29 protein-coding genes are annotated in these 26,617 nt (G+C 34.2%); 12 read left to right on the top strand and 17 right to left on the bottom strand.

Annotated elements, in window-relative coordinates; all coding sequences use genetic code 11:
• The first annotated feature begins 17 nt into the window (after positions 1 to 17).
• The 9 genes from trpB (at position 18) to ACM39_RS13240 (ending at position 6,720) form a co-directional block, all read left to right on the top strand.
• Positions 18 to 1,208: a tryptophan synthase subunit beta gene (trpB, locus tag ACM39_RS13280; RefSeq protein ID WP_048511534.1), complete on the top strand. Its 1,191-nt coding sequence runs from the start codon at positions 18 to 20 to the stop codon at positions 1,206 to 1,208.
• A 49-nt stretch (positions 1,209 to 1,257) separates the two neighbouring features.
• On the top strand, positions 1,258 to 1,992 hold the full coding sequence (gene trpA, locus ACM39_RS13275) for a tryptophan synthase subunit alpha (RefSeq protein WP_048511533.1): 735 nt from the start codon (positions 1,258 to 1,260) through the stop codon (positions 1,990 to 1,992).
• 31 nt (positions 1,993 to 2,023) lie between these two features.
• On the top strand, positions 2,024 to 2,752 hold the full coding sequence (gene lipB / locus ACM39_RS13270; protein ID WP_048511532.1) for a lipoyl(octanoyl) transferase LipB: 729 nt from the start codon (positions 2,024 to 2,026) through the stop codon (positions 2,750 to 2,752).
• A gap of 208 nt (positions 2,753 to 2,960) precedes the next feature.
• Positions 2,961 to 3,593, top strand: coding sequence for an NAD(P)H-dependent oxidoreductase (locus tag ACM39_RS13265; protein WP_048511531.1), 633 nt, complete (start codon positions 2,961 to 2,963; stop codon positions 3,591 to 3,593).
• Between the two features lie 29 nt (positions 3,594 to 3,622).
• On the top strand, positions 3,623 to 4,057 hold the full coding sequence (locus ACM39_RS13260) for a MarR family winged helix-turn-helix transcriptional regulator (RefSeq protein ID WP_048511530.1): 435 nt from the start codon (positions 3,623 to 3,625) through the stop codon (positions 4,055 to 4,057).
• Positions 4,057 to 4,479 (top strand): organic hydroperoxide resistance protein, encoded by a 423-nt coding sequence (locus ACM39_RS13255; RefSeq protein WP_048511529.1) that lies wholly within the window; start codon positions 4,057 to 4,059, stop codon positions 4,477 to 4,479. The genes ACM39_RS13260 and ACM39_RS13255 overlap by 1 nt, the downstream gene beginning before the upstream one ends.
• 132 nt (positions 4,480 to 4,611) lie before the next feature.
• A complete protein-coding gene (locus ACM39_RS13250) occupies positions 4,612 to 4,860 on the top strand; it encodes a hypothetical protein (protein ID WP_048511528.1) in 249 nt (82 codons plus the stop codon).
• Positions 4,861 to 4,911: 51 nt separating this feature from the next.
• Positions 4,912 to 6,039, top strand: a complete 1,128-nt coding sequence (locus tag ACM39_RS13245) for a lactonase family protein (protein ID WP_117590748.1) — start codon at positions 4,912 to 4,914, stop codon at positions 6,037 to 6,039.
• A gap of 51 nt (positions 6,040 to 6,090) precedes the next feature.
• Complete coding sequence (locus ACM39_RS13240; protein WP_048511527.1) at positions 6,091 to 6,720, top strand: hypothetical protein; 630 nt, start codon at positions 6,091 to 6,093, stop codon at positions 6,718 to 6,720.
• 18 nt (positions 6,721 to 6,738) lie between these two features.
• Here the strand turns inward: ACM39_RS13240 and ACM39_RS13235 are convergent, their stop codons facing one another.
• The 9 genes from ACM39_RS13235 to ACM39_RS13195 all read right to left on the bottom strand — a co-directional run bounded on the left by ACM39_RS13235 (position 6,739) and on the right by ACM39_RS13195 (position 16,251).
• Positions 6,739 to 7,368, bottom strand: a complete 630-nt coding sequence (locus ACM39_RS13235; protein WP_048511526.1) for a peptide deformylase — start codon at positions 7,366 to 7,368, stop codon at positions 6,739 to 6,741.
• 185 nt (positions 7,369 to 7,553) lie between these two features.
• Positions 7,554 to 8,426 carry a ChaN family lipoprotein gene (locus ACM39_RS13230; RefSeq protein ID WP_048511525.1) on the bottom strand — a complete coding sequence of 291 codons (873 nt, stop codon included), beginning with the start codon at positions 8,424 to 8,426 and terminating at the stop codon, positions 7,554 to 7,556.
• 192 nt (positions 8,427 to 8,618) lie between these two features.
• Entirely contained in the window at positions 8,619 to 9,647 is a 1,029-nt protein-coding gene (locus ACM39_RS13225) for a hemin-degrading factor (RefSeq protein WP_048511524.1), read from the bottom strand.
• Positions 9,648 to 9,651: 4 nt separating this feature from the next.
• Complete coding sequence (locus ACM39_RS13220) at positions 9,652 to 10,302, bottom strand: class I SAM-dependent methyltransferase (RefSeq protein WP_048511523.1); 651 nt, start codon at positions 10,300 to 10,302, stop codon at positions 9,652 to 9,654.
• A 1-nt stretch (position 10,303) separates the two neighbouring features.
• Positions 10,304 to 11,074, bottom strand: a complete 771-nt coding sequence (locus tag ACM39_RS13215) for a heme ABC transporter ATP-binding protein (protein ID WP_048511522.1) — start codon at positions 11,072 to 11,074, stop codon at positions 10,304 to 10,306.
• Positions 11,074 to 12,114 (bottom strand): FecCD family ABC transporter permease, encoded by a 1,041-nt coding sequence (locus tag ACM39_RS13210; RefSeq protein ID WP_048511521.1) that lies wholly within the window; start codon positions 12,112 to 12,114, stop codon positions 11,074 to 11,076. The genes ACM39_RS13215 and ACM39_RS13210 overlap by 1 nt, the downstream gene beginning before the upstream one ends.
• Complete coding sequence (locus ACM39_RS13205) at positions 12,098 to 12,976, bottom strand: hemin ABC transporter substrate-binding protein (RefSeq protein ID WP_048511520.1); 879 nt, start codon at positions 12,974 to 12,976, stop codon at positions 12,098 to 12,100. Before ACM39_RS13205 ends, ACM39_RS13210 begins: the two co-directional genes overlap by 17 nt.
• Before the next feature lie 32 nt (positions 12,977 to 13,008).
• Entirely contained in the window at positions 13,009 to 14,127 is a 1,119-nt protein-coding gene (locus ACM39_RS13200; RefSeq protein WP_048511519.1) for an HmuY family protein, read from the bottom strand.
• A 12-nt stretch (positions 14,128 to 14,139) separates the two neighbouring features.
• The gene (locus ACM39_RS13195) at positions 14,140 to 16,251 is read right to left on the bottom strand and encodes a TonB-dependent receptor plug domain-containing protein (protein WP_048511518.1); all 2,112 of its coding nucleotides are present in this window, start codon (positions 16,249 to 16,251) and stop codon (positions 14,140 to 14,142) included.
• A gap of 95 nt (positions 16,252 to 16,346) precedes the next feature.
• Between ACM39_RS13195 and ACM39_RS13190 the strand changes: the two genes are divergently transcribed.
• Positions 16,347 to 17,150 (top strand): T9SS-dependent choice-of-anchor J family protein, encoded by an 804-nt coding sequence (locus ACM39_RS13190; RefSeq protein WP_048511517.1) that lies wholly within the window; start codon positions 16,347 to 16,349, stop codon positions 17,148 to 17,150.
• Positions 17,151 to 17,357: 207 nt separating this feature from the next.
• Positions 17,358 to 18,632, top strand: a complete 1,275-nt coding sequence (locus ACM39_RS13185; RefSeq protein ID WP_048511516.1) for a T9SS type A sorting domain-containing protein — start codon at positions 17,358 to 17,360, stop codon at positions 18,630 to 18,632.
• Between the two features lie 97 nt (positions 18,633 to 18,729).
• Here the strand turns inward: ACM39_RS13185 and ACM39_RS13180 are convergent, their stop codons facing one another.
• From ACM39_RS13180 to ACM39_RS13155, 6 genes are all read right to left on the bottom strand, one after another.
• Positions 18,730 to 19,020, bottom strand: coding sequence for a putative quinol monooxygenase (locus ACM39_RS13180; RefSeq protein WP_048511515.1), 291 nt, complete (start codon positions 19,018 to 19,020; stop codon positions 18,730 to 18,732).
• A gap of 90 nt (positions 19,021 to 19,110) precedes the next feature.
• Entirely contained in the window at positions 19,111 to 19,995 is an 885-nt protein-coding gene (locus tag ACM39_RS13175; RefSeq protein ID WP_048511514.1) for a sulfite exporter TauE/SafE family protein, read from the bottom strand.
• Position 19,996: 1 nt separating this feature from the next.
• Positions 19,997 to 21,238 (bottom strand): sulfate adenylyltransferase subunit 1, encoded by a 1,242-nt coding sequence (locus ACM39_RS13170; protein ID WP_048511513.1) that lies wholly within the window; start codon positions 21,236 to 21,238, stop codon positions 19,997 to 19,999.
• A gap of 79 nt (positions 21,239 to 21,317) precedes the next feature.
• Complete coding sequence (gene cysD / locus ACM39_RS13165; protein WP_048511512.1) at positions 21,318 to 22,226, bottom strand: sulfate adenylyltransferase subunit CysD; 909 nt, start codon at positions 22,224 to 22,226, stop codon at positions 21,318 to 21,320.
• Positions 22,227 to 22,247: 21 nt separating this feature from the next.
• Complete coding sequence (locus ACM39_RS13160; protein WP_048511511.1) at positions 22,248 to 22,940, bottom strand: phosphoadenylyl-sulfate reductase; 693 nt, start codon at positions 22,938 to 22,940, stop codon at positions 22,248 to 22,250.
• 89 nt (positions 22,941 to 23,029) lie between these two features.
• On the bottom strand, positions 23,030 to 23,437 hold the full coding sequence (locus ACM39_RS13155) for an RrF2 family transcriptional regulator (protein WP_048511642.1): 408 nt from the start codon (positions 23,435 to 23,437) through the stop codon (positions 23,030 to 23,032).
• 142 nt (positions 23,438 to 23,579) lie between these two features.
• Between ACM39_RS13155 and ACM39_RS13150 the strand changes: the two genes are divergently transcribed.
• Positions 23,580 to 24,008, top strand: a complete 429-nt coding sequence (locus ACM39_RS13150) for a DUF4268 domain-containing protein (RefSeq protein ID WP_048511510.1) — start codon at positions 23,580 to 23,582, stop codon at positions 24,006 to 24,008.
• Between the two features lie 138 nt (positions 24,009 to 24,146).
• Here ACM39_RS13150 and gldG read toward each other — a convergent pair whose 3' ends face one another.
• Both gldG and ACM39_RS13140 read right to left on the bottom strand, forming a co-directional pair.
• Positions 24,147 to 25,817 carry a gliding motility-associated ABC transporter substrate-binding protein GldG gene (gldG, locus tag ACM39_RS13145; RefSeq protein WP_048511509.1) on the bottom strand — a complete coding sequence of 557 codons (1,671 nt, stop codon included), beginning with the start codon at positions 25,815 to 25,817 and terminating at the stop codon, positions 24,147 to 24,149.
• A 4-nt stretch (positions 25,818 to 25,821) separates the two neighbouring features.
• Positions 25,822 to 26,550: an ABC transporter permease gene (locus ACM39_RS13140; protein ID WP_048511508.1), complete on the bottom strand. Its 729-nt coding sequence runs from the start codon at positions 26,548 to 26,550 to the stop codon at positions 25,822 to 25,824.
• Positions 26,551 to 26,617 lie beyond the last annotated feature (67 nt).

The raw sequence follows: 26,617 nt of genomic DNA, 5'->3' as shown, positions 1-26,617 counted from the left end.
ATTTAAAGAAATATAATATGAATTATAAAAATCCCGATGCCCATGGATATTATGGAGAATTTGGAGGTGCATTCATTCCTGAAATGCTTTATCCAAATGTGAAGGAGTTACAAAAAAACTATCTTGAAATCATTGAATCTGAAAATTTTCAGCAAGAATATCAGGATTTGCTTAAAAATTATGTTGGACGGGCAACTCCTTTATATTTTTCTAAAAACTTAAGTGAAAAATATAATACTCAAATCTATTTAAAAAGAGAAGATCTGAATCACACCGGAGCTCATAAAATCAATAATGCTTTGGGACAGGTTTTATTGGCAAAACGTCTTGGGAAAAGTAGAATTATTGCAGAAACCGGAGCCGGCCAACATGGTGTTGCAACCGCCACAGCCTGCGCTTTACTGGGTTTAGAATGTATCGTTTACATGGGTGAAATTGATATTCAAAGACAGGCCCCGAATGTTGCAAGAATGAAAATGTTGGGTGCTGAAGTCGTTGCAGCAACTTCAGGCTCAAAAACGTTGAAAGACGCTGTAAATGAAGCATTAAAAGATTGGATTAACCATCCTGTCACGACTCATTATGTGATTGGAAGTGTAGTTGGGCCGCATCCGTTTCCTGATTTGGTGGCGAGATTTCAAAGTATTATTTCAAAAGAAATAAAAGAACAACTTGTCGAACAAATCGGAAAACCAAATCCGGATTATGTGATTGCCTGTGTTGGCGGCGGAAGTAATGCTGCAGGAACTTTTTACCATTTTGTAGATGAAGAAAATGTAAAAATTATTGCAGCTGAAGCAGGGGGTTTGGGTATTGACTCCGGAAAATCGGCAGCAACAACTTTTTTAGGAACCCTCGGTGTTTTACATGGAAGTAAAAGCTTAGTCATGCAGACAGAGGACGGACAGGTTATTGAGCCGCATTCTATTTCCGCAGGTTTGGATTATCCCGGAATCGGGCCTTTTCATGCCAATTTATTTAAGGAAAAACGTGCGGAGTTTTTCAGTATTAATGATGATGAAGCTTTACAATCCGCTTTTGAATTAACAAAATTAGAAGGCATTATACCCGCTTTGGAAAGTGCTCATGCATTGGCAGTTCTGGATAAAAAAAAATTTAATCAAAATGATATTGTTGTTATTTGTCTGAGTGGGCGTGGGGATAAGGATATGGGAACGTATTTGGAGAAGTTAGACATTAGAAAATAGTATTTAACGGTAAAAAAAGCCTAATCTTTAAATCTAACATCTACATAAAATGAAAAAGTTAAATATATATTTTACAGCAGGAATCCCTCATCTGGAAGATACCGCTGATATTATAAAACTGATACAGAATTCCGGAGCAGATATGATGGAAATCGGGATGCCATACTCTGATCCTGTTGCAGACGGACCTGTTATTTCTCAGGCTCACGAGCTGGCTTTAAAAAACGGAATGACAATCGAAAAATTATTTTCTCAATTAAAATCAATTAAAAACGAACTCAATATTCCGGTTATTTTAATGGGATATATTAATCCTGTTTTGAGTTTCGGATTCGAAAGATTCTGCAAAGAATGTTCTGAAAGTGGTGTGTCGGGATTAATTATTCCTGATCTTCCTCCGATTGAATTCGAAAAAAATTATCAGAAAATTTTAGAAAAATACAATTTGAATTTTACGTTTCTGGTAACCCCGGAAACTTCTGATAAAAGGATTTTATATTTGGATTCTTTAAGTTCAGGTTTTTTATATGCCGTAAGTTCCTCATCTACAACAGGAAATGAAAATGCAGTTTTGAAAAACGAAGATTACCTTTTAAGACTGGCTTCTCTTTCATTGAAAAATCCAGTGATGATTGGTTTTGGAATCAAATCAAAAAAAGATTTTGAAAACGTCACCGAAAAAGCAGAGGGCGGAATCATCGGAACTGCCTTTATGAATATTTTACTACAAAATAGAGATTGGAAGAAAAAAGCTATAGATTTTATACATTCTATAAGAGCGTAAAAATTACTAAATTTGTATATCAAAGAATGATATGAATACAAATCAAAATAAAGTAGTAAAGTTTGAAGATTTAGGCATAAAAGAATATCAACCTTCTTGGGATTATCAGGAAAAACTGATGAAAGATATTATTGATACCAAAATAAAAAACAGGGATTTACCTGAAGAAGAACATATTACAACTTCCAATCATTTTCTTTTAGTTGAACATCCTCACGTATACACGCTTGGGAAAAGCGGACATGAAGAAAATATGCTGGCGGGAATTGACAAATTAAAGGAAATCGATGCTACTTTCGTGAAAGTGAATCGTGGTGGTGATATTACCTATCATGGGTACGGACAAATTGTTGGCTACCCTATTTTAGATCTTGAAAATTTCTTCACTGATATTCATAAATATATGCGTAATCTTGAAGAAGTTATTATCAGAACAATTGCTGAATACGGGCTGAAAGGTGAGCGTTCTGAAGGTGAAACCGGAGTTTGGCTGGATGTAGGAAAACCTTATGCAAGAAAAATCTGCGCGATGGGTGTAAAAGCTTCCCGTTGGGTGACTTTACATGGTTTTGCACTGAATGTGAATACTGATATGCGTTATTTTGAATACATTATCCCCTGTGGTATTAAAGACAAACAGGTAACTTCTCTAAAAAGAGAGCTGGAAAGAGAATTGACCCCAGAAGAAATGGAAGATATTAAAGCTAAAATCAGAAAACATTTTGCAGATGTTTTTGATGCGGAATTAACTTTAAAGTAAGCATTAATACATAAGAGCTGACTCCATCATAACCTGATGGAGTTTTTATTTTATCTAATAAGTTGCTACAAATACCTAACCAAATTCTAAATAACAATATTATAGATTTCATCAAAAATAATATTTTACAAAATTAAATTGTACACAATATAATTGGCCGTATATTTGTAATGTTATTTAAGTAATTAATTTTTAAAATAAAATAAAAATGTCATTAATAGAAGACTTAAACTGGAGACATGCGGTAAAAGCATATGACCCGACAAAAAAAGTTTCACAGGAAGATTTATATAAAATTTTAGAAGCAGCAAGATTGGCTCCTACTTCATCAGGATTACAGCCTTTCAAAATTATCGTTGTAGAAAATCAGGAGCTGAAAGAAAAAATGGTTCAAGGCGCTCTGAATCCGGAAGTGATGAGAGACTCTTCCCATGTTTTGGTTTTTGCGGCTTGGGACAGCTATTCCGATGAGAAAATTGATAAAGTATACGATTACCACACAGAGGTAAGAGACCTGCCAAGAGGACGCTTTGAAAGTTATACGGATAAACTTAAAGAAATATACGGAGCCCAAACTCCTGAGGAGCATTTTGCCCATACAGCAAGACAAACTTATATTGCGCTCGGTTTAGCGATGGCTCAAGCTGCAGAATCAAAAATTGACAGTACTCCTGCAGAAGGTTTCAGCAATGCAGTAGTTGATGAAATTCTTAATCTGAAAGAATTAGGCTTAAAAAGTGTAAGCCTTTTATATCTTGGATACAGAGATGCAGAAAAAGACTGGCTTTCTTCCATGAAAAAAGTTCGTGTTCCTATGGAAGAATTTATTATAAAAAAATAATACTTCCCCTAATTTAATGCTCAATTCTTATGGAAAATTTAAAACAGCTGAAATTAGAAAATCAAATTTGCTTCCCTTTATATGTAATTGCAAAAGAAATCACCGGCCTTTATCGCCCTTTTCTTGATAAGCTTGATATTACTTATCCACAATATCTAGTTATGATGGTACTTTGGGAAAATGATGGTCTTGCAGTGAACATTATTGGGGAGAAAATATTTCTGGACAGCGGTACTTTGACTCCCCTTCTGAAAAGGCTTGAAACAAAAGGATTTATCATAAGAAAGAGAAAAAAAGAAGACGAAAGGGTGGTAGAAATATTTTTAACAGAAAACGGAAAACAACTACAGCAAAAGGCCTGTGAAATTCCCGGTAAAATTCAGCAAAAAATTGATATACAACCTGGGGATCTCATTGAACTTAAAAATACAATTCAAAAAATATTAAACAAAATAGAAAAATAATGAAAACACTATATACAACAAAAGTAACTGCAAAAGGAGGCAGAAACGGACAGGTAAAAAGTGAAAACGGGATTCTTGATTTAGAAGTAAGAATGCCAAAAGCTTTAGGTGGGGCAAATGATGACTTTGCAAATCCTGAAATGCTTTTCGCTGCGGGATATTCAGCTTGTTTTGACAGTGCCCTGAACAGAGTTATCAGTTTGTCAAAAGTAAAAACCGGCGAAACAACTGTTACGGCTCAAGTAAGCATTGGTCAACTTGAAAACGGAGGTTTTGGATTGGGTGTTGAATTAGATGTCAATATTCCTGAAGTTTCGATAGAAGAAGCTAAATCCTTAACTGAAAAAGCTCACGAAATTTGCCCTTACTCTAATGCAACGAGAAATAATATTGAGGTGAAATTGTCTGTAACAAATAACTAGACTTATTTTTTTTTATATATTAAATCTGCTTTTCCGAAGCAGATTTTTTAGTTTTTAAATACAAAAGTTAATTTTATAAACTAATTTAGCAAAACCGGCAAAAGAAATAACCCTAAATTAAACATTAGAATAATGAGCGAAAATAAATTTTCTGAACTAAGCGATCTGCAATTATTAGAAAAAAAGAAACAACTAAAATCCACCAACATAATAAATGCCTTAATTATTGGTGTATTGATAGGAGTTGTAATTTATAGCATCATAAAAAATGGTTTCGGATTTGTCACATTTTTGCCTTTACTTTTTGTTTATTTCGTTATAAAAAATCAGAATGAGAGTAAAGAACTTGAAAAAGAAATAAAATCCCGAAATTTGAAATAATTAAATAAAAATTTCATCCATATTCTTTTTAACCCCTCAATATTTCAACTCTTGATTTTGAAAAAGTTCGTAGCTTTAATCGTCACAATCTGTAGTTTTCTGCATGTCTATTCACAAAATACCTATGCTTTCTTCGGTTCGTTTAATCGGGATAAAAATCTGGAAGGAATTTATGTCTATGAGCTAAACACCATTAGCGGAAAGCTTTCTAGAATCACGACTTTCAAAGGTATTTTAAATCCCTCGTTTCTTACTTTATCTTCGGATGGAAAATATGTTTTTGCCTGCACAGAAAGTAAAACAAAAAATGGAGGAAGCGTGAGTAGTTTTGAATTCAACAGGGAAAATAAGACATTAACATTCATCAATAAGCAAAAAAGCGGTGGCGAAAATCCTGTTTATTTGACAGTCCATAAAAATGGTAAATGGCTGGTTAATGGGAATTATACAGAAGGCAGTGTTTCTGTTTATCCTATTTCAGAAAATGGAAAAATTGAGCCTTTTGTTCAAAACTTTCAATTCTCAGAAGGAAGCATAAATCCTGGCCGGCAGGAACGTGCACATATTCACTCTGCGGTTTTTTCTCCCGGTTATGATTATATCTTTTTTCCTGATTTAGGTGCAGACAAAATCCGGTCTTATCAATTCAATAGTGAAAATAATGAACCTTTAAAGCCCGCGGAAGTTCCTTTTACTAAAACAGCGTTAGGAAGCGGACCGAGACACTTTACCTTTCATCCAAACGAAAAATTTGCCTATTGTATTGAAGAAATGGGTGGAGCAGTGAGCGTTTATTCTTACGAAAACGGAAAACTGAATAATCTTCAAAGAATCAGCACACATCCTGAAAAATATAAAAATGAGTATGAAAGTTCTGACATTCATATTTCACCCGACGGAAAGTTTTTATATGCGTCCAATCGTGGCAATGAGGATAATATCGCCATATTCTCTATTCAAAATAATGGAATATTAAAAACAATTGGTTATCAATCAACCAAAGGAAAACATCCGAGGGTTTTTGGTCTTGATCCATCCGGAAAATTTTTAATTACAACTAATGCGGGAAGTGGAGATGTCGTTGTATTTAAAATAAATTCAGAAACTGGGTTATTAAAAAAAGTAGGTAAGAAGATTAAAATTAAAAGTGTTTCTTGCGTACAGCTTAGAACATATTAAATTAATTTATTTACTTTTGATTATCAAAACATTTTAAATATTAATAACATCATGAAGCAAATCCTTACTGTAATCTTAGCTTTAACAATAATTTTTTCATACGGGCAAGAATATTCCTTTGCAAAAGACTTTAAAACCGGAACTATCATTCTTAAAGATGGGTCTGTAGTTGAAGGTCAGTTAAAATGGTTTCCAAGTCAGAATGGTGATGTGAAATTTAAAAAAAATGAACAGGAAAAAACTGTAAAATATACTCCGGCTGATCTTGTAAGCTTTTCTTCTGATAACATGAAATTTGTCCCGCTAAATAATTTTACGGTTTATTCAGATAACTATGCATTAATCGGAAGACCATCAACAATTAAGGATACCTTTGCACAGGTGATTTCGGAAGGGAAAATTAATGTTTATCTTGTTCCGATAACAGGATATAATGCCATAAGCAGAAGTATAGAAAACTATTTTAATTTTGTATTTCAAGACTCACAAGATCCTGACAAAAAGCTTTATGCATATCCATATTTAATCAGAATGAAGGAAAAGAAATATGAAAATGCAAAAGAAAACCTTTATCCATTATTTAAGGATTATCCTCAAATTACAGAAAAAATTAAAGCTTTCAAAAAAGAAGATAATTTTCTGGAAATTATTAGAATGATTGAAGAGATCAATAAGCAATAAGAAAATTCTGCCTTAAAGTTATCTCGTCACAGAATCACTTTTCTTAAAAGCATCCACTTTTTTATAAGAATCATTTTTCTCTTTTTCCTTCTTATCTGAAATTAAAATTCCAAAAAGATGGTCGATTTCGTGTTGGAAAATGACAGCTGTAAATCCTTCCACAATTTCTGAATATTTTTGACCTTTCAGATCAACATATTCTAATTGAATTACTTTGCTTCTATAAAACTGATCTCTGAAATCAGGAATCGATAAATCACCTTCCGGACCAAGATTTTGCAACTCTGATCTCCAGACAATCACAGGATTAATGAAATACTCTAACGGCTCACCTTGTTTATCAAAACGTTGAACCCAAATTACTTTCCTGTTGATTCCTACCTGGGGTGCTGCAATTCCTACTCCTCCGTCGGTCGATGTTAGGGATTCTCTCATTCTTTTCACCAAAATTGCTGTATTTTTATCCAGCGGATCGATTTCACTCGAAAGATTTAGTAAAGTTGTATGCTGATTATCATCGGTCGTCTGATAAATTGGTAAAGCAGAATTGTTATCACCCTGATTAATGATAGAAAGTTCTGTTGACGTCAATTTTTGAGCATTTATTAAACCCATGAAAAGTATCAGAAGAAAAGGTAGTTTTTTCATTTTTTGATGGATGTTTTGCAAAGATAAAAATTGTCATTCAGAACGTAGCATTGTGAAATGGAGAATCTGTATATATTGAGATTCTTCAATCCATTTCGTTTCATTCAAAATGACAAATCCACTGATTTACAGATAACCCATAATAAAATTTAAGCCATCAGCACAATTTGCGGAAAACTTAAATTTTAAAAAGTCTTCGTCATATCATCAGGAATAATCAGATTAAAATCCGTTGGAATGTAATCTTTTTCAGGGACTTTCAATTCAGGGTTTTCAGATTCAAAAACCGAAATTACAGCCATTTTCAAGTTTGGATTCTTCTGTTTGATATACCAATAAATTCCACCAAATTCTTTACTGTGATAATTTCCGTTGTAATGAATAAATGTTTTTCCGGCCTGAATATTCTTCAAAATAGATTCTGCCATTGTAGCATCTTTCGTTGCCTGAGCAGAAATAAAATTCATTACTTTAGTTCCTTCTGCGTGGTCGCCCATCATTTTTTTCATTTCAGAATAACCGGGAGTATCTAAAGTAACTTTGATAGGCAATTGAGCAATGTAGGTTTTCTCTTTTTCAGACAGGTTATTTAAAGATTCCAACCCTTCTTTTGCAGTTTGAGAAGCATATTTTCTTGGAATATTTGTTGCGATAAAATTCAATTTTTTAGCCTTAGCAAAATCTACTAATGGTTTGTAGTCCGTTGCAAAATTATTCCATAGGCGAGCTGAATCTTTCAATGTTTTTGCATCAAATTTTCCGCTTAAATATTGATTTAATTGAGATTGGTTATCTCTTTCGAACATCTCGGCTCCTAAAATAAGCTGACCGTTTTTCTGCTGATACAAAGCTTCCGTAATTTTCAATTGGAGCCAGTGATTGATTGAACTGTTATGATTTTCACCAAAAAAAACGACATCATAATCAGCCAGTTCTTTGACTAATTTTTCAGTTTTAATTTCCTTCCCTTTTTTATCATAAAATTGATATGCTTTGAAGCTTTGAGCGCTTAATGAGCAAAAGCCAGCAAGCAACATCGCTATAAAAATATTTTTCATTTTTTATTGTTTTGATTTAAAGATTACTGTCATTCAATGTAGCAAAGAATTTGCAAAAATAAAGTTGAGATTCTAAGTCAGAATGACAAACTGTGGATTTAATAAATTTACAGTTTTACAATTTAGTCTTTTGGCGTAAGAAAAAAAGCCGCCTTGAAAAAACAAAACGGCCTTATAAAAATCATCTAACTATTATTTTTCTAAATCTGCCACAAGGTCTTTCCACTCTTGTAATTCAGGAATTCCTGGTTTTCTTTTTCCAAAGAACTGAACGATAAAATCACCTTCATTATTAAAAACTTCAATTGCCGTTACTTCTCCGTCTTCAGTTGGTTTTTTCACAATCCATGCTTCAGCGATTTTCGTTACATCTAAATGTAGGTTGAAATCAGGATCCATCACGTTAAACCACTGCTGATGCCAAAGTACTTTTTTCACATTTCCTGTATGAATTTGAATAATCCCTCTGTTTCCAACAAAAACCATGATAGGCAGTTGCTTTTCAGAAGCGTCTTCCAAAACGCTTACTACTTTTGAGCTATCGATTTTCTTTGTAAAGCCTTCCGGAGCCAATCTTAATGCCTGTGTTCTGCTTACTCCGAATTTTCTTGTCATCATGAAGAAATCATGGGTATCCTTCAATTCTGTCCAGGCTTTTTGGAAACCTTCAACATCAATCTCAGAATCTGCCTTTTCTTCTGCTTTTGGAGCAACAGTTTCAAGTTCTAACGTTGAGTGTTGTTCATCCGCTTTGAATTTTTCAACAATAGCATCGAAAGCAGCTTCATTGCTGTCTTTTGTCAAATAAATTTTGTGAAGAGCCAATCCGTCTTTTCCAAAAAACTGAAGACTCTTTTTGTCACCTTCTACCACTCCGAAAGCGAATTTCCAGTGATTAAGGAAAATTCTCAAATCAATATCTTCGCCTACAAAAAGCTGAGCGTGAGGACTGCTGAAATCCCCATTAAGGTAAGTTCCTTTTCTCTCATGAACGCACTCGTCGTTACGTGTAAGAGCCATCACTTTTCCCAACTGTTCAGCTTCTGTTAAAATATCTTTATATTCAGGTTTAAGGATTGTAACTCCTTCACCTACGTTTGTTGCTAATAATTCAGCCTCGCTTACACCTAGTTGTGCAGCTGCATTTCTGATTCTCAAATGTGGATTTTCAGCTTTCAGAGCTTCCCATTTTTCTTTCAAATCATTAACTAATGTGCTCATTATTTTATTTTTTAATGGTTAAAACTGTATATAATCTTTTAACGGTTTCGTTACCCGTTTTACTTTTAATTTCTTCTTCTTTTTCAGAAACTTTCATCCTTTTAAAATGGCTTTTAGAAACTGTTTCCTCCATTTCATCCGTATTGTATAATGTAAAATCAAATTGAGTGAAAGGAAGTTTTTCCATAAAATCTCTTTGTCCGAAAGTCAGAACCAAAGTACCATTGTCTTTTAAGATCCGATAAATTTCATTTAAATATTCAATCGGTTGTTCCCAGAAATAAACGGTGTTTACTGTAAATATTTTGTCGAAAGTTTTATCTTCAAAAGGTAATTTTTTACCTTCATACAAGATGAAATCCGCCTGATTTTTAAATTCTGCATTTAATCTTTTGGCTTCATTATGCATTGTTTCGGAAATATCAATTCCTGTATATTTTACATGTTGAGCTTTATTTAAAATACTTTTAACATGAGACGCGTTTCCGTGACCGATTTCAAGGATATGCTCATCGTCTTCTATTAAAAGCGTTTTAATGCTTTCAAGCGTCATTCCTATATTGGTGGCATTCATCATCTCACCGATCTCAATTCCTTTTTCTCCCTGAGGATTGGCTAAATTCTGAGCTAATATTTTTAAGTTTTCTTTATCCATATTATCCAAAAATAATCATTGGGTTATTAGTAATAGGATGTGCACAAATCGTACAAGGAAAATTATATGCTCCACTGATATTCTCGGCGGTGAAAACTTCTTCCGGAGTCCCGTAAGCTGCAACCTTTCCTGATTTCATTAATAATATTTTGTCTGCATATTGTGCTGCCAGATTCAAATCATGAAGAACAACAATCGCAGAATTTGCTTTTTTAGTGAAGTTTTTAATAATTTCTAAAGCTTTATATTGATGCTTAACATCCAAATTATTCAAAGGTTCATCAAGGAAAAGCAGTTTATGGGCAATCTCATTTTGCAGCTGTGCCAATACTCTTGAAAGGTGCACCCGCTGTTTCTCTCCGCCTGACAAGGTATTATATTCCCTGTCCTTTAAGTGAATAACATCCGTTTCGTACATCATATTGTTCATTGCTTCATGGTCTTCCTGCCGCGGTTGAGCATCAAAATAGGGGTAGCGCCCCATCATTACGACATCTTTTACCTCAAGCGGAATGTCATTGCTGTTATGCTGGGAAAATTTGGCCTTATGCTTTGACAATTCTTGTACAGACCAATCGTGGATGTTTTTATCTTTGAACGTAACCTTTTGTTTTGATTTTACTTCATTCGCCAAAACACTCAACAGGCTTGATTTTCCGGCCCCATTCGGACCGACAATTGCTAAAAATTCACCATATCCCAAAGAAACATCAACCCCATCCAGAATATGGAATTCTTTGTGCTTATAACTGATTTGATGGGCCTTTATCATTACAATGACTTTTTGAATTTAGTTAAAATCGCTATGAAAATCGGGCCTCCCATTAATGCGGTCAAAATACCAATCGGTAATTCCGAGGGCTCAACAATGCTTCTGCTGAATGTATCTGCCGTTAATAACAAAACACTTCCGCAAATCGCTGATAATGGCAAGATGAAAGCATAATTTGATTTAAATAAAAGCCTTAAAATATACGGTACAATAAGACCTACGAAACCAATTGTTCCTGAAAACGCTACGCAGCTTCCAACCATTAATGCCGTGATTATGATGATTTGCTTCTTCAATCTTTCCACATTAATTCCTAAATGCTGAGCATCTTTTTCACCTAACATCATCGCATTTAATGCTTTACCTTTTGGCAATAGAATAATGTAAGAAATGATTAAAACAACTGCCAAAATAATATTTTTCGTCCACGTGGCAGCTGCTAAACTCCCTAAATTCCAGAAAGTTAAGTCTCTCAACTGGTCGTCTTTTGAGATATAAATCAAAAAACCTGTAATTGAAAAACCTATAGCTGTAATTGCAACACCTGTCAATAACATCATGACAACATTTGTTTTTCCCCCACTTGTTGAAATCCTGTACACCAGCATCATCGATAAAAAAGAGCCAATGAAAGCTGCAATACCTACCAATGAAAATTGAACAGCTTCAGGAAGATACTGCTTAAAATGTCCTCCTAAAACAATCGCAATTGCCGCAAGTAATGTCGCTCCCGATGTCAGTCCTATTAAATCTCCCGTAGCCAAAGGATTTTTAAATAATCCCTGCAATCCCGTTCCCGAAACCGCGAGCATACTTCCGATAAGAATTGCCATGATAATCCTGGCTGCCCTTACCTCCCAAACTACATATTTATCACTCAACGATAATGTAGAATCACCTTTTATTACTTTTCCTAAAACCTCAAATGCAGATTTACCCCCAAAGTCGTAAACCCCTGTATTAAGAGACCATACTGCTATGATGACAAGCAGTATGGCACTTATTGTTATATAAAAGTATAATTTACTTTGTGTTTTCAATTAAAAGTTTGTTTAATCCTACAGCAGCCTCTCCTAATCTTGGTCCGAAACTTGAAACCAAGCCTCCGTCCATTGCGATAATCTTCTTGTTTTTTCCAGCATTTGTTTGTGAAACACCAGGCATTTTAAGAGCACCTTCGTTTCCCCCTGCTCCTTCTAATCCGCTTGAGAAGAAAAATAATACATCCGGATTTGCTTTAACAACCGCTTCCGGAGTTAGTGGTTTGAAATCTTCGAAATCATTAACTGCATTTTCACCACCAGCAAGGTCAATCAATGCAGCCATTGGAGTGTTTTTACCTGAAACCATCAGCATATTTCCTCTTGCATAGATGAACAGTACTTTTGGCTTTTTAGCAATAGGCTGAATTTGTTTTAAATCTGCATCTATCTTATCGTTCAGTTTCTGATAATCTGTATTTCCAATAGCTTTTGCTACGTCTGCAATTAATTTTTTAGTCCCGTCAACCGTAAATTCCTGTTTGAAAACCTCAGCTTTGATTCCTGAAGATTTAATTTTCCCCATTAGTTCCGGGTTAATATCTTTATCGGAAGCTAAAATCAAGGTAGGATTTACCGCCATAATCGGCTCAATCGTTATTGATCTTACGTGACCTAAATCTTTAGCTGTAGCTTTCAAAGATTCAGGATAAGTACTTGTAACGTCTGTTCCTACGATTTCTTTTTCGTGACCTAAAGCGCTCACTATTTCTGTAATTCCGCCGTTAAGGGTAACGATTCTATTGTTAGATTTTGGGGTTTCTGAACTGACTTCTGTATTATTTTCAGCTTTAGCTCCTGTTTCTTTTTTACATGAATATACTGCAACAAGAACAGATGCTGCCAAAATGAATTTTTTCATGATATATTATTATTTGATTTATCGATTAATTTTTATAGAGGTTCGAATTCAAAGTTTGGATGACCACGTTCTCCGCTGTTATTCGTCATAGCATTAAATCTTAATTTGTAATAGAATCCTTCTGCATCTTTTAGAACAAAGAATCTATTGGTATAGGTTTGCGCTCCGTTTGCTCCAGTTGTTGTGCGCCACTTATCTCCAATTGCTCTGTGATCATTGAAAATAAATTTAGATTGCTCTATATTACTCAATTGGAACGACCCATAAGCCTGATCTAATGTCTGCCCAGTAGGAACATCTACTTGATAAGCACCTACTCCGCTGAGCATATTTGTAACAATAAAGTCAGCGTAGAAATAGCTTCCTGCACTTTGTCCCGGACCTAAAAATACTTCATTTGTAAATGTAGTAAATGCAATATCCCAATTGTCTTTTCTAGGTTCAATTTCTACAGGAGCTCCTTTTTGAAGACTAAAGAAATTAAAGTTATAATCCGTATTTTTTGTAATAATATATTCTTTATATTGAGTATCATCAAGGTCTGCATATCTTAATTTATATCCATTGGATGTTCTCAAAATTTGAATCTTTTTCCAACCTCTTGCATCGCCTGTTAATGAAACAGAACCCGGAGCTACAGTTGTTGTCGGAATAGCTTTTCCCATATTTACCAAATAAATTGCATTTTCTGAATCATTAGCTTTAATTTCAGCAATACCTGTAGTTTGAGTTAAGAAATTTCCATCCGGATTATCAACATACTGTAAATTTGAAGCTGTAAAGGTTCCTATCTGTACAACTTCCGTCAAGCTAGAAACATCAGTAGATTTTACAGTATTAATATTGGTTGCGTTTGGAATTTTGGCAACCGCCATTCCGATTGCTCCATTTATGATTACTCGAAATTCATCACCGTTATAAAAACCTAATTCCCAATCTGTTCTAAGATTGCTTGTTTGTTTTGGTTTTTTAGTAACAGGATCTATATCGCTTAAATCTATCCAAATTTGATTGGGCTGTGTAGCACCTCCCACTGCCGGTTCTGCAGTCGCACCTGTCATTGGCGGTACAGTAACTGGATCTTCATCTGCAGAAAAACAAGACTGTACAGTAATGATTAAAAGAAGAGATAATATTTTTAAATATTTCATAAGGGGATTTTATTAAAATTGATACATTAATCTTGCAAAATAACTTCTACCATAGTATAGGTTCACACGATCTGTCGCAGCATCATGCCCTGACGCTGTGCTATTTGTACTATTAATTGTAGTCACGTCAAAAATATTTTTAACACCTACAGACAATTCTAAGCGATCTTTCCAAAACGGCTGGCTTACAATGAAATCCATCATGTGAAAACCATCTGTTTTTGCCAAACGGAATGCTTCATTTTCTATCACGTAAATTCTGGCAGGCCCTGTATACTTATAATAAAGGTTGAAAGCTGTACTTGGCCCTTTTAATTTATAGGCAACGTTTGCTCCTACCTGGAAATTATACTGGAAATCTTTCGAAGTCGTAACTTCTAATTCTTGTTTAGAAACAGAAATACCATTCAATGAAGTTCTTAAACCTAATGAAAATTGATCTTTAACAATGTTGGCATTCACACCAAATAAAAGACTTCTGTACTTATCCAAATTCATATATTTGTAAGTAGAAGGTCTGATAATCATTACATTTTCAATTTTATCATTAAGATCTACGTAAAGAGCCTCTAGATTATAATTGAATTTCCATCCGTCTCCAAAATTAAGCCCTTGATCCCAAAATAAACCTGCTGAATACCCATTTTCCGGCTTCAAATCAGGGTTTCCCTGAATATCGTGGTTTACATTTACAAAATAGGTAAACAATTCATCGTAAGTCGGGTAACGGTTTGCAGTACCAAAAACTCCTCTCAAATTAGAGTTTTCCGAAGTCTTGTATCTTGCAGAAAGTGAATAGTTGAATTGATTATCAAATCTATCACTTACAGATAACCTTGCTCCAGGTCTTAAGGATAATTTGTCTGAAATATTCCATTCTGCAGAAAGGAAAGTTCCGTATGTGAAGATTTTTCTTTTCACATTATTTCCATCAAATTCTCCTGCAATCAAAGCTGCATAACCATTTGTATGATCTAATTCGTATCCTAATTGGAAATCAAACGTTTTATTATCCAAAAAGTTGCTAAACATCCCTCTAGAATAAATTACATCGGTTTTATAATATGATTGTTCATCATAATTATTGTCTTTTCGCCTGTTTGGAATGTCGTAAGTATAATCAAAAAACTTTCTGTTTTGATTCTGATATGAGAAATCCCCCATATATCGAATTTGACCTAAGTTTGTCTGAATATTAAACTGATGAATCCAACGCTCTGTATTATATTCTCTGTCTAAACTGGTATATGTAATACCACCCTGACCGTCATTAAGTGATTCTCTTTTTATAACAGGATTATAAAAATTGAACTTCTCACTTAGATAAGATGCCTTATAGAAAAATGAAGTTTTATTTTTTGTATATTTTATTAAAGCATTTGCCTCATATTGATCTTTTGGGTTCCATTCGTAACCTCTCAGTACTTTTTGGTCACTTGTATCGAAGAATTTGTATCCTTTTCTTTCTCCTTCATATCCCATAAACTGAGTATGATTGAAGCTGATATTAGTAAACCAATTATCATTAATGTTATATCCTACGTTAATATTTTGGATATGCTTTCCTTTTCCTTTTTTGTTCAGATTATATCCGTCTCTTACAGATTCTTCCTGTAAAGCTGCAGTGATATTTAATTTTTTAGAACTATTCTTTTTAGTAATAATATTAATAACTCCCGCCAAAGCACCATTTCCGTACTCAACTCCCATGCTTCCTTTTACAATCTCAATTCTTTCAATATTACTCAAACTAAGTTTTGTAAGATCAATATTGCTACCTAAACCGGTATCACCTACTACAGGGATGTTATCAATCAATATTTTAACATAAGCACCTCCAAGTCCTAAAATGTTTGCTGTAGAGTTTCCTGAATTTGTATCTGGTGTGATTTGGATATTCAAAGATTGATTCAAAACCTCTGCAGCATTCGTTGCAGCCATGCTTTTAATCTTTTCAGCATCAATAACCTCAACTTTATAAATAGATTTATTAATAGATTGTTGAGTATATTGTCCCGTAACTACAACTTCTTCGATTTTTTTCTGTTTAAGAGAATCTCTTTCCTGTGCATTCATCCAAAAAACAGTGGACAGCGATAGTATAGAAAGCACTTTCTTCTTCATAGTCGCAAAAATTTTCGACAAATATAGCGCTTTATTTAGAACAATTAAAAATAATTGTTTATTTTTGTGGAATAATTCTAAATAAAAATAACGTTATGAAATTAAAACTACTTTTAGGAACATTCATGTTAACGGCTATTACAGCAAATGCACAAGTAGCAACAATTAATGAAAATTTTAACAATTTTACATCCGGAAACGCTACTTTTCCGCAAAACGGATGGTCTGCAAAACTAGCTGACAACCCTCTTCCTTTTCCTCCAGCACCAATGATGATTGTAACAGCAGATGCTAATAAAGCTGTTCAGGCATATTCAGGAAATAATACCAATCAACCTTCATATTTAATCACTCCTCAGATTGTGATTCCTGCTGGTGACAAGACGTTATCATTTACAGCTACACCTATAGCTCCATATACGAGCCCTGCAACAGTTCAGATTGGTGTAGCCACAAATCCTGCAGACATGACAACATTTGTTGCTGTGGGTGATCCGGTTACTATAACTGCAGTAGGGACAGTTCAAAATATTAGCGTTCCTATTCCTGCATCTACTGGATCGTATCTTGTTTTCAAATTTCTTCCAACCACAGCCCATACTGCTATACAGATTGATGATGTAGTATATAACACTAGTTCGGTTCTAGGAGTAACTGATCTATTAAAATCATCATCAAAAACTCAGTTTGCTGTAACTTCTGATAATACAGCATTACAGTTTGTAACTAAAAAAGAACCAAAAAATATTCAGGTTTACTCTGCTTTGGGAGCAAAAGTTGCTGAAGGAAAATTAGTTAACCAAAAATTAGATATCAGCAGACTCCAGTCTGGGGTTTATTTTGTTCTTATTGAAGAAGCAGATGGTATTGCCACCAAATCAAAATTCATTAAAAAGTAAGAATTTATTAGACTAATTATATTAAAAGGTCGGTTTATGAAAATTTCATAAACCGACCTTTTTTCATTTTAACATCTAAATTTCCATCAAGTGTTGTTTTCAAAAATTTAATATAAAAACAAGATAAATATCATGTTTTTATTTAGACTTATTAAAAATAATTATATACTTTTGTGGAATCATTCTAAATAAGAAAAAATAAATATTATGAAAACAAAACTACTTTTGGCTTCCATTTTTGCTCTTACAGTTCAACAAACTGTTTTAGCTCAGACAGATGCATTAGGATATACTCAGGTTGATATGTCAATGGGAAGTCAGTACCAGAATCGTGTGTTTTTTGGCTTATCGAGCAATAATATGGTTTCCCAGCCGGCCAACACATGGGATGTAGCTTTTTATAGAAATTCAGCAATGAGTTTTGGCTCAAGAGTTAATGACGCTAAAGATATTAAAGTATATGAGGCTTCAAATAATTTGGCAGATTGGGACAATATTAATATTGCAAACCAATCATCTTGGGGAGCTCCTATTTATAATCCCGATCAGACGACTGCTCTGGAAGATGGAGCTTTTGAGCAAGGTTCTGCACCATACGGATGGGGACAATATAATGGAGCAACGCACCATGTAGAAGGAAAAATTATCTTTGTATTACAATATCCTGACGGAAGCTATATCAAATTTGCTATTACTGATTATTTTGGAGGTTATACTTTTAAATATTCTAAATGGAACTCATCGACATCTACTTGGGGAACCACAGAGACCAGAACTATCGCTAATGGAACTGATGATGCCTATTTCAATTATTTTTCTTTCACTACCGGTGCTAAAGTTGAAAATATGGAACCGCCAAAAGCATCATGGGACTTTATGTTTACAAAATATTATACTTTTTATAATAACATCATGATGTATCCTCTTTCCGGGGTAATTCAAAGTCCAAGTATCACGGTAGCAAAAGTACAGCCGGAAACTCAGGCCACATCTACATTTTCTATCCCTGCAAGTACAAGTTTTTCCTCAAATATTACAACAATCGGCCACTCATGGAAGCCTACATCAGGCTTCTACACTGATGTTGTTTACTACATTAAAAAGGGAAGCGATTATTACAGGATGTACTTCATTTCAAACGGAGGTGCAACTACAGGAAATATGTATTTCAAATACAAGAACATCAATTCGGTTTTGGGTGTAACAGAGGTTGGTAAAAAAGCTTCTTTCGGAATTTATCCAAATCCTGCGACAGCTGACAAAAAAGTAACTGTATTATTTGATATTAAAGAAAAAGCAAATAATAAAGGAAGCGTACAGGTTTTCGATCTTACCGGAAAACAGGTTTATCAGTCTGAATTGACGAATCAAACCGGTTTATACAAACAAGATTTGGACTTATCCAGACTTGTTCCTGGAAATTACTTGGTAAAAATCACTTACGGTGGAAATTCTGAAACCAAAAAGCTGATTGTAAAATAATCTAAATTTTAATACTTTCTATTTTTTCTAATAAAGGCTGTTCACCAATGGTGAACAGCCTTTAATTTTTTTATGAATGAACAGGTTCCCTTTGATCCTATAAAATTTTAGAGCCTTTATATACCTGGGTTGAGCTTTCAAGCATTCCGGAAACATCCCTTCTGAAGTTTAAAAGATGATCCTGCCCGTTGTGACGGTTTAGATGTTCTTCACTTTCCCATAATTCTACCATGAAAAAAGTTCCTTTATTATCTTTATCTTCGATAAGATCATATTGCAGGCAGCCCTCTTCTTTTCTGGTTTCCCTTACCAAAGTTTGAAACAGCTCAACCGCTTCCATCAAATAGTTTTCATTAAATTTGAAAAGTGCAATTACATATAAGTTCATATTATTTTTTTAATGATGTAAATGTAAAATATTTTCAAAGTCAATAACATTTTTATATGTGTTATTTTTCCACATTGAAGAGAATCTTAATTAAAAAACAGATTTATAAATGGTTATGGAACTCATTACAATCACTAAAATCCCAATTATAACAAACATACTTTTTACAGGCAGTTTTGCAGTAAGCATTGCAGAAAAAGGAGCGGTAATGATTCCCCCAAATAAAAGCCCTAAAATGATGTTCCAATGTTGGATTCCTAATGTAAAAAAGAAGGTAATTGCAGCCGTTAATGTTAAAATAAACTTGGCAACCGTTGAGCTTCCCACCGCAAATCTTGGGGTAAAAGCATTTTTTATTAAAGTTCCCGTCACCAAAGGCCCCCATCCCCCACCGGCAAATGAATCTATGAAACCTCCGATTAACCCAAGCCTGGTTAAATTCGTTTTTCTTTTTAAAGATTTATGTTGTTTTTTCTTAAAAGCATTGGATAAAATCTGAAAACCAAGATATAATGTATAAAATGCAATGATAGTTTTAGTGATTTTAGAGTAATATTCACCGAGATAAGTTAAGCTTAAAGCTCCGATTACTGCCCCAATAACAGCCGGAATAGCCAATTTTTTCACTAAACTTTTACTTACATTTTTAAGTTTAACATGGCTGATACTTCCCGCAGCCGTTGTAAAACTTTCCGCCGAATGAATACTTGCGCTCACAATATGTGGCGGAATATTGAGAAATAAAAGCGTTGTGGTACAAATAACACCATATCCCATTCCCATTGATCCGGCAACAATTTCTGCAAAAACTCCCACTAAAAGCATCCAGTAAAAAATATAATTATCTTTGGCTAAAATTGTAAAGAGCTCATCCAGATAGCCCAATTCATACGCTGAAAAGACCACAACAAATAATATTGCAATCGTTACAAAAAGCACATTAAGCCTTATCTGAATTTTTCTTGAAATCACCATATTATAAAATCATTACGGCCCCAACAGTAGAATTACTCGTTTCATCAATCAAAATTGCACTTCCGGTATTACTATTTTCATTAAAACTGTCAAAAACTAATGGTGAAGCCATTTTCAGACGCACCTTTACCACTTCATTCAGCTTTATTCCTGAATAAATAGGAATATTTTCTAATGTATTAACATCAATTTTATATTCAATTTCTTTAATTACAGTTTTTAAAATCTTGCTTTTATGCTGAATAAAATACCTGTTGCCTTCGTTTAATTCTTTTTTATCAAGCCAACAGACAATGGCTTCAATTTCGTTCTCTACTTTGGGTTGATTATCAGTTTTCACCAGAAAATCACCTCTGCTGATATCAATATCGTCTGAAATATGCAAAACAGCAGGCTGATTGGCAAAAGCAAACTCTACTTCTTTTCCTCCTGTTTCAATTTTTGAAATTTTGGATTCAATATTTTGAGGTAAAACTGTAACGGTGTCGCCTTTTTTATAAATTCCGGAAATCACTTCGCCGGAATAGCCCCGGTAGTCATGAAATTCTTCAGTCTGTGGGCGAATTACATATTGTACCTGAAATCTCGCATTCTCTAAATTAGAATCATTATTCACTTTCACTGTTTCCAGAAAATCAAGTAAAGTTATCCCTTTATACCAAGGAGTCCTTTCAGATTTCTCAACAATATTATCACCGTAAAAAGCTGAGATCGGAAAATAATTTACATTTTCCAAACCTAATTTTTGAGCAACCAATTGATATTGAGCTTTAATATCATTATAAATTTCTTCGGAATAATCAACCAAATCCATTTTATTAACAGCAACTACAATATTTTTTATTTTTAATAATGAAGCAATGATAGAATGCCTTCTTGTCTGTTCAATCACCCCTTGTCTCGCATCAATCAAAATAATAATTAATTGAGAATTAGACGCTCCCGTAATCATATTTCTCGTATACTGAATATGTCCCGGCGCATCTGCAATAATAAATTTTCTTTTCGGCGTTGAAAAATAACGGTACGCAACATCAATGGTGATCCCCTGCTCTCTTTCCGCCCTCAGACCATCAGTAAGAATTGCTAAATCTACTCCGTTTTCGTTCTTGTTTTTTGATTGTTCTTCTAATGCTTCAAGCTGATCAATCAATATATTTTTACTGTCATACAAGAGCCTTCCGATAAGGGTACTTTTCCCGTCGTCTACACTTCCTGCAGTTATAAATCTTAATATGTCCACGTTTGTTTTTAGTTATAAGTTATGAATGATGAATTATGAGTTTTTCTCAGCCTACTGCTTATTGTTTTTAGCCTAAAGCTTAAAAATACCCTCCTTTTTTTCTGTCTTCCATTGCAGCTTCCGTTACTTTATCATCAATTCGGGTTTCGCCGCGCTCGGAAATTCTAGATGCAATAATTTCATTAATGACAGTATCTAAAGTTTCCGCATCACTTTCTACCGCAGCCGTACAAGTCATATCTCCTACGGTTCTGTAACGAACTTTTTTACTTACAACTTTATCATTCTCATCAATTTGAATAAAATCTGAGGCAGCAATCAATTGACCATCATATTCAATCACTTCCCGGTCATGAGCAAAATAAATAGATGGAAGCTGGATATTTTCTTTTCTGATATAATTCCAGACATCAAGCTCTGTCCAGTTTGAAATAGGGAAAACCCTTACATTTTCACCTTTATTGATTCTCCCGTTATAGATATTCCACAATTCAGGACGTTGAAGTTTTGGGTCCCATTGCCCAAATTCATCACGAACAGAGAAAAAACGCTCTTTTGCTCTTGCTTTTTCCTCATCTCTTCTTGCTCCGCCAATACATGCATCAAATTGAAATTCTTCAATGGTATCTAATAAAGTATGTGTTTGCAGCCAATTTCTGGAAGCAAATTTACCTTTAGGTTCAGTTAAATTTTTTGCTTTAATGGTATCCTCAACTTTTCTTACAATCAGTTCAGCACCGATATTTTCTGCTAAATAATCTCTGAATTGCAGTGCTTCAGGAAAATTGTGCCCTGTATCTATATGTACCAGGGGAAACGGAATTTTCATCGGAGCAAAAGCTTTTTTTGCCAAATGTACCAGTGTAATGGAGTCTTTTCCGCCACTGAAAAGCAAAACAGGCTTCTCGAACTGTGCAGCCACCTCTCTCATGATGTATATACTTTCTGCTTCCAGCTGTTCCAGATAGTCTAATTTATATGTGCTCATTATTACTTAAAAGATTTTTGATTAATGTGTATGCAAACCGCATTCTTTGTGTGAATTTTCCCACCACCACCGGCCTGCCCGTGGATTTTCTCCCGGTTCGACAGCTCTTGTACAAGGCTGGCAGCCAACACTGATAAATCCTTTTTTATGTAAGGTCAAATCCTGAACTTTATTTTTTTCCAGATAATTCAAAACATCTTCGTATGACCAGTTAATCAACGGGTTATATTTATAGAGATTTTTTTGTTCGTCCCATTCCAAAACAGGCATATTTTCACGGTTTTCAGACTGTTCGGACCGTAAACCGGTAATCCAGATTTTTGCATTTTCTAAAGCCCGGTTCAGGGGTTTTACTTTTCGGATAAAACAGCACTCTTTCCTGTTTTCTATGGAATGATAAAAAGCATTTATCCCTTTTTCATTGACATATTTCTCTATATCAGACGCTTCCGGAAAATAAACTTCTGTTTTGATTTTATACCTTGAATTATTTTTTGAAAGTAGCTCGTAATGTTCATAAAAAAGTCTCCCAGTATCTAGTGTAAAAACCTTTATCGGTAAATTCTGACTAAAAATTATATCTGTAATAACCTGATCTTCCTGACCAAGTGATGTGGAGAAAACAGCTCCGGCTGAGAATTTTTCGGAAATAAATTTCAACCCTTCCTCTGCTGAAAGCCGTTTCAGTGTGTCTGCATCTTCTTTTGAAATCATAATTTATTCATTTGAAGTATTGCAAATATCTAATAAAATAATTATCCTACCAAATAAGTAGACTAATTATTCAAAAAAAAGGATTTAGATCAGTCGATCAAATCCATTAAAGTTTTTTTCTCCAAAATATTCAGTGACGCATCCCGAACTTCTATCAAAACATCGTGCAAACCACAGTGATCTTCATTACAGTCTTCACATTTTTCATAGAAATTCAAGCTTACACAAGGAAGCATGGCAATAGGTCCGTTTACCAGACGGATAATCTTCGCAAGCTTTACATTTACAGGATTTTCTTTAAAAAAATATCCTCCACCTTTTCCTTTTTTACTATCCAGGATATCAGCTTTTTTTAATTCAAGCAAAATATTTTCTAAAAATTTTAAAGGGATTTTCTTATGTTCCGCAATTTCGGAAATAAGAATTGGACCATCATTTCTTTTTTCAACAAGATATGATAGTGCCTTAAAAGCATATTGAGATTTTTTTGACAGCATTACAGCAAAAATAAGAAAATTGTTTGAAATGTAGCATTTTGAAGTTGGAGGTCGAAAGATAGGCGCTGGAAGCATTTAAAATGTGTTATTCACTTCCCTCTTTCCGGTATTTAACTTCCTACCAAATCACTATATTTGTTCCATGTTCAGTAAACAGGAAGCACAACAGTTAAAAAAAGAATTTTGGACGGCATTTGGAAAGTCTTTTCCAAGAAAATGGATTTTGTATGATACCAAAGTAAAGGATATGTCTTTCAAATTTTATGCGGATAATAAGAAAGCAGAAGTTTCTTTAGATATAGAAATGAAAGATGAAATTTTTCGCAATGCCTATTATGAGAAAATCTGGTCTTTGGAGGATATTTTAAAAGACTTCATTGGAGATTTTCAAAGAGAGGAATATTTTACTTTGGAAAACGGAAAGGTTATCAGCAAAATCTGGATAGAAAAACATGATGTTTCCATTTTCAATAAAAATACATGGCAGGAAATTTTTGAATTTTTTGTGGAAAAGATGGATGGCTTTGAGAAGTTTTTCTATGAATATGAGGATTTTATAAAGGATGTTTAATATTATTATATACCAATGATGTGTTTTGGAGTTCTCGGTTATTTAAATTATAAGAGGAAGACCCATTCCGGAAATATATCTGAAAATCATTAAATAAAATAAAAAGAGAAACCGTGAGGTTTCTCTTTTTCTATATCTTTATCCAAACTTCTTCTTCCTCAACCAGAAGAATAAACTTCCTAAAATCCCGATGATAACTAATGGAAGCAGTAAATTAAACCACTGCCAGTTTGATTTCTCTTCGTTAATTCTTTGTCTGTCAAGAAGACGTTCTTCAATGTTTCGATTTCTTAATTCCATTAAATTACTGTCGTCCAACAAATAATCCAGAGCATTTCTAAGAAACTGTTCATTTCCGAATTGCTCGTTGGTCATTAAATCAACTCCCAAAGGTAAAGGTTCTCCTTTCACCACTTTATTTCTTCCGACATCTCCGTCTGCAATGACAATCATTTTGTTTTCAGGACTTTGATTTTTAAACCCGGGATATGATTTTCTTTCAATTCTTGAAGCATAGGCAGAATTGAATTTACCCTCCAAGGCAACGGCATAAATTTTCGGAGTACTCGGTTTTTCCATTTGCCCAAGACTGTCAACACTTGAAATTTCTTTTAAATCAACATAATTCGGAACCTGCTTCAGCAACGTTCTCTCACTTGATTCAAAAAGGACTTTAGTTTTAATATTTTTTCTTCCGCCCAATGTATCAATCGAGGTAGGAAACTCAAATTTTACCGGGTTGATATTTTTAGTAACCGGATTGTTGTCTTCAGCAATTCCCAACGGATAATATGGCCAGGGAAGGCTTGTAAACTGAGGATTTCCACTTACCTCTCCTGTTACCAGTTTCAGCAGGGCAAATTTTTTCACATCTTTCACCAAGGCCGGATTGATTCTGATTCCGTAATTGAAGAAAAAGTCTGTCATATTGATATCCACAGGGAAAGGCATTATTTTTTGAGACCTCATCAAAGTATCCATTTCGGCATTTACGGCATCAATCATCCAAAGCGTTTTTCCGCCCCCCATGATGTATTGGTCCAAAATCACTTTTTCGTTATCTGTAAAAGCTTTTCTCGGTTTAGCAATTACCAGAGCGCTCATTTGCTTCAATAAAGGAACATCGGCTAAAGAAAGCTCAGTCTGATTTTTAGGAATTATAGGACCTGCATCATAATTTTCCAGCGCTAAATGCATAAATCCCTGAAATTCATCAGGACTTAATTCATCCTGACTCACTAAAATACCAACTTTTTTTCTTTTGTCTACCGCAATATTTTTGATATTTGAAATCAAATTATATTCTAAATTCTCAATAGATTTTCTAAGCTGTTCATCTGCACTGATATTCGCCTGCTGCACTACCAAAGGAATAGAAATCCCTCTTTTGTCATGCTTGATAACCGCATATGGAAACAAAACAATCTGAGAAACTTTTCCGTCTTTCACGTCAGGAAGAACTGAAGGCTGCATTCCCATTGCCATCAATGTGTCCTGAGACATTTTTGTTTTAATAGGATCGATAAATTTGAAATCAATTTTCGGATTTATCTTTCGGAATTCTTCCAGCATAAATTTCGTTTCACCCTGCAACTGCTTGAAGCTTGCGGGGAAATCACCCTCAAGATAAACATCTATAGTCACCGGTTTTTTCACCGATTCCAAAACTTTAATGGTATTCTCAGAAAGTGTATATCTTTTTTCTTTTGTTAAGTCTAATCTGATTCCTGAAATGGCTAAAATAATAGCCAACGGAAGGATAATAAACAGTAAAATTCCTAGTGGAGATTTAAATGGTATCTTTTTCATAATTCTACTTCTTCTTATTGATAAAATGATTAGACAAAGCCAATGTAAGACCTATTACAAAAACGAAATAAGCTACATCTTTAAAATCTATTAAACCTCTTGTAAAACCTAAGAAATGCTGATAAAATCCAATATTTTGAAGGATAAAATCTGCACCGCCCAACAATTTATAGCTTGCCAATTGTTCAATTCCGAAATACATGATAAAGCACATGAAAACACCCACCAAATACGCCATAATCTGATTTTGAGACACCGAAGAAGCTAAAATTCCAACACCGGAGAATGAAGCAATCAAAATAATCAATCCAACATAACTTCCGAAAGTCATTCCCAGGTCAATATTTCCTGCCGGCACACCCAAAACATACACGGTATAAAGATAAATCAACGATGGAATAAGACATAAAATCCCAACAACCCAAACAGAAAGGAACTTCCCTAAAACCAAGTCCGAGATTTTTAACGGTTGGGAAAATAACCAGTTTAATGTTCCTGTCTGCTGTTCTTCCGCAAATGTTTTCATTGAAAGTGCCGGAATAATAAACATTAATAACCACGGAACCAAAACGAAATAACTTTGTAAAGAAGCCATCCCGATTTCGAAAATATTGGAATCATTGTCGAAAAAAAACAAAAAAAGAGTTGCTATCAAACTGAATGCGGCGATAATAACCCACGCACTCCAGTTTCCGAAGTAACTCCAAAGTTCTTTTTTAAAAATTGCTATCATAGTTTTTTTAATGTGCTGCAAGCTATAGGCAATAAGCAGTAGGCTGAGTTTACTGCATATAGTTTTT

It is taken from the genome of Chryseobacterium sp. FH2 (genome assembly GCF_001045455.1).
In the GTDB taxonomy this organism is placed as follows: Bacteria; Bacteroidota; Bacteroidia; order Flavobacteriales; family Weeksellaceae; genus Chryseobacterium.
Note: the sequence above shows the minus strand (reverse complement) of the source record. Positions and strands in the feature narration are given on the sequence as shown.

Bases quoted from the DNA above. Each gene is read 5' to 3' on its own strand.
- trpB (WP_048511534.1), top strand. From the start codon at position 18: ATGAATTATAAAAATCCCGATGCCCATGGATATTATGGAGAATTTGGA.
- trpA (WP_048511533.1), top strand. From the start codon at position 1,258: ATGAAAAAGTTAAATATATATTTTACAGCAGGAATCCCTCATCTGGAA.
- lipB (WP_048511532.1), top strand. From the start codon at position 2,024: ATGAATACAAATCAAAATAAAGTAGTAAAGTTTGAAGATTTAGGCATA.
- ACM39_RS13265 (WP_048511531.1), top strand. From the start codon at position 2,961: ATGTCATTAATAGAAGACTTAAACTGGAGACATGCGGTAAAAGCATAT.
- ACM39_RS13260 (WP_048511530.1), top strand. From the start codon at position 3,623: ATGGAAAATTTAAAACAGCTGAAATTAGAAAATCAAATTTGCTTCCCT.
- ACM39_RS13255 (WP_048511529.1), top strand. From the start codon at position 4,057: ATGAAAACACTATATACAACAAAAGTAACTGCAAAAGGAGGCAGAAAC.
- ACM39_RS13250 (WP_048511528.1), top strand. From the start codon at position 4,612: ATGAGCGAAAATAAATTTTCTGAACTAAGCGATCTGCAATTATTAGAA.
- ACM39_RS13240 (WP_048511527.1), top strand. From the start codon at position 6,091: ATGAAGCAAATCCTTACTGTAATCTTAGCTTTAACAATAATTTTTTCA.
- ACM39_RS13235 (WP_048511526.1), bottom strand. From the start codon at position 7,368: ATGAAAAAACTACCTTTTCTTCTGATACTTTTCATGGGTTTAATAAAT.
- ACM39_RS13230 (WP_048511525.1), bottom strand. From the start codon at position 8,426: ATGAAAAATATTTTTATAGCGATGTTGCTTGCTGGCTTTTGCTCATTA.
- ACM39_RS13225 (WP_048511524.1), bottom strand. From the start codon at position 9,647: ATGAGCACATTAGTTAATGATTTGAAAGAAAAATGGGAAGCTCTGAAA.
- ACM39_RS13220 (WP_048511523.1), bottom strand. From the start codon at position 10,302: ATGGATAAAGAAAACTTAAAAATATTAGCTCAGAATTTAGCCAATCCT.
- ACM39_RS13215 (WP_048511522.1), bottom strand. From the start codon at position 11,074: ATGATAAAGGCCCATCAAATCAGTTATAAGCACAAAGAATTCCATATT.
- ACM39_RS13205 (WP_048511520.1), bottom strand. From the start codon at position 12,976: ATGAAAAAATTCATTTTGGCAGCATCTGTTCTTGTTGCAGTATATTCA.
- ACM39_RS13200 (WP_048511519.1), bottom strand. From the start codon at position 14,127: ATGAAATATTTAAAAATATTATCTCTTCTTTTAATCATTACTGTACAG.
- ACM39_RS13195 (WP_048511518.1), bottom strand. From the start codon at position 16,251: ATGAAGAAGAAAGTGCTTTCTATACTATCGCTGTCCACTGTTTTTTGG.
- ACM39_RS13190 (WP_048511517.1), top strand. From the start codon at position 16,347: ATGAAATTAAAACTACTTTTAGGAACATTCATGTTAACGGCTATTACA.
- ACM39_RS13185 (WP_048511516.1), top strand. From the start codon at position 17,358: ATGAAAACAAAACTACTTTTGGCTTCCATTTTTGCTCTTACAGTTCAA.
- ACM39_RS13180 (WP_048511515.1), bottom strand. From the start codon at position 19,020: ATGAACTTATATGTAATTGCACTTTTCAAATTTAATGAAAACTATTTG.
- ACM39_RS13175 (WP_048511514.1), bottom strand. From the start codon at position 19,995: ATGGTGATTTCAAGAAAAATTCAGATAAGGCTTAATGTGCTTTTTGTA.
- cysD (WP_048511512.1), bottom strand. From the start codon at position 22,226: ATGAGCACATATAAATTAGACTATCTGGAACAGCTGGAAGCAGAAAGT.
- ACM39_RS13160 (WP_048511511.1), bottom strand. From the start codon at position 22,940: ATGATTTCAAAAGAAGATGCAGACACACTGAAACGGCTTTCAGCAGAG.
- ACM39_RS13155 (WP_048511642.1), bottom strand. From the start codon at position 23,437: ATGCTGTCAAAAAAATCTCAATATGCTTTTAAGGCACTATCATATCTT.
- ACM39_RS13150 (WP_048511510.1), top strand. From the start codon at position 23,580: ATGTTCAGTAAACAGGAAGCACAACAGTTAAAAAAAGAATTTTGGACG.
- gldG (WP_048511509.1), bottom strand. From the start codon at position 25,817: ATGAAAAAGATACCATTTAAATCTCCACTAGGAATTTTACTGTTTATT.
- ACM39_RS13140 (WP_048511508.1), bottom strand. From the start codon at position 26,550: ATGATAGCAATTTTTAAAAAAGAACTTTGGAGTTACTTCGGAAACTGG.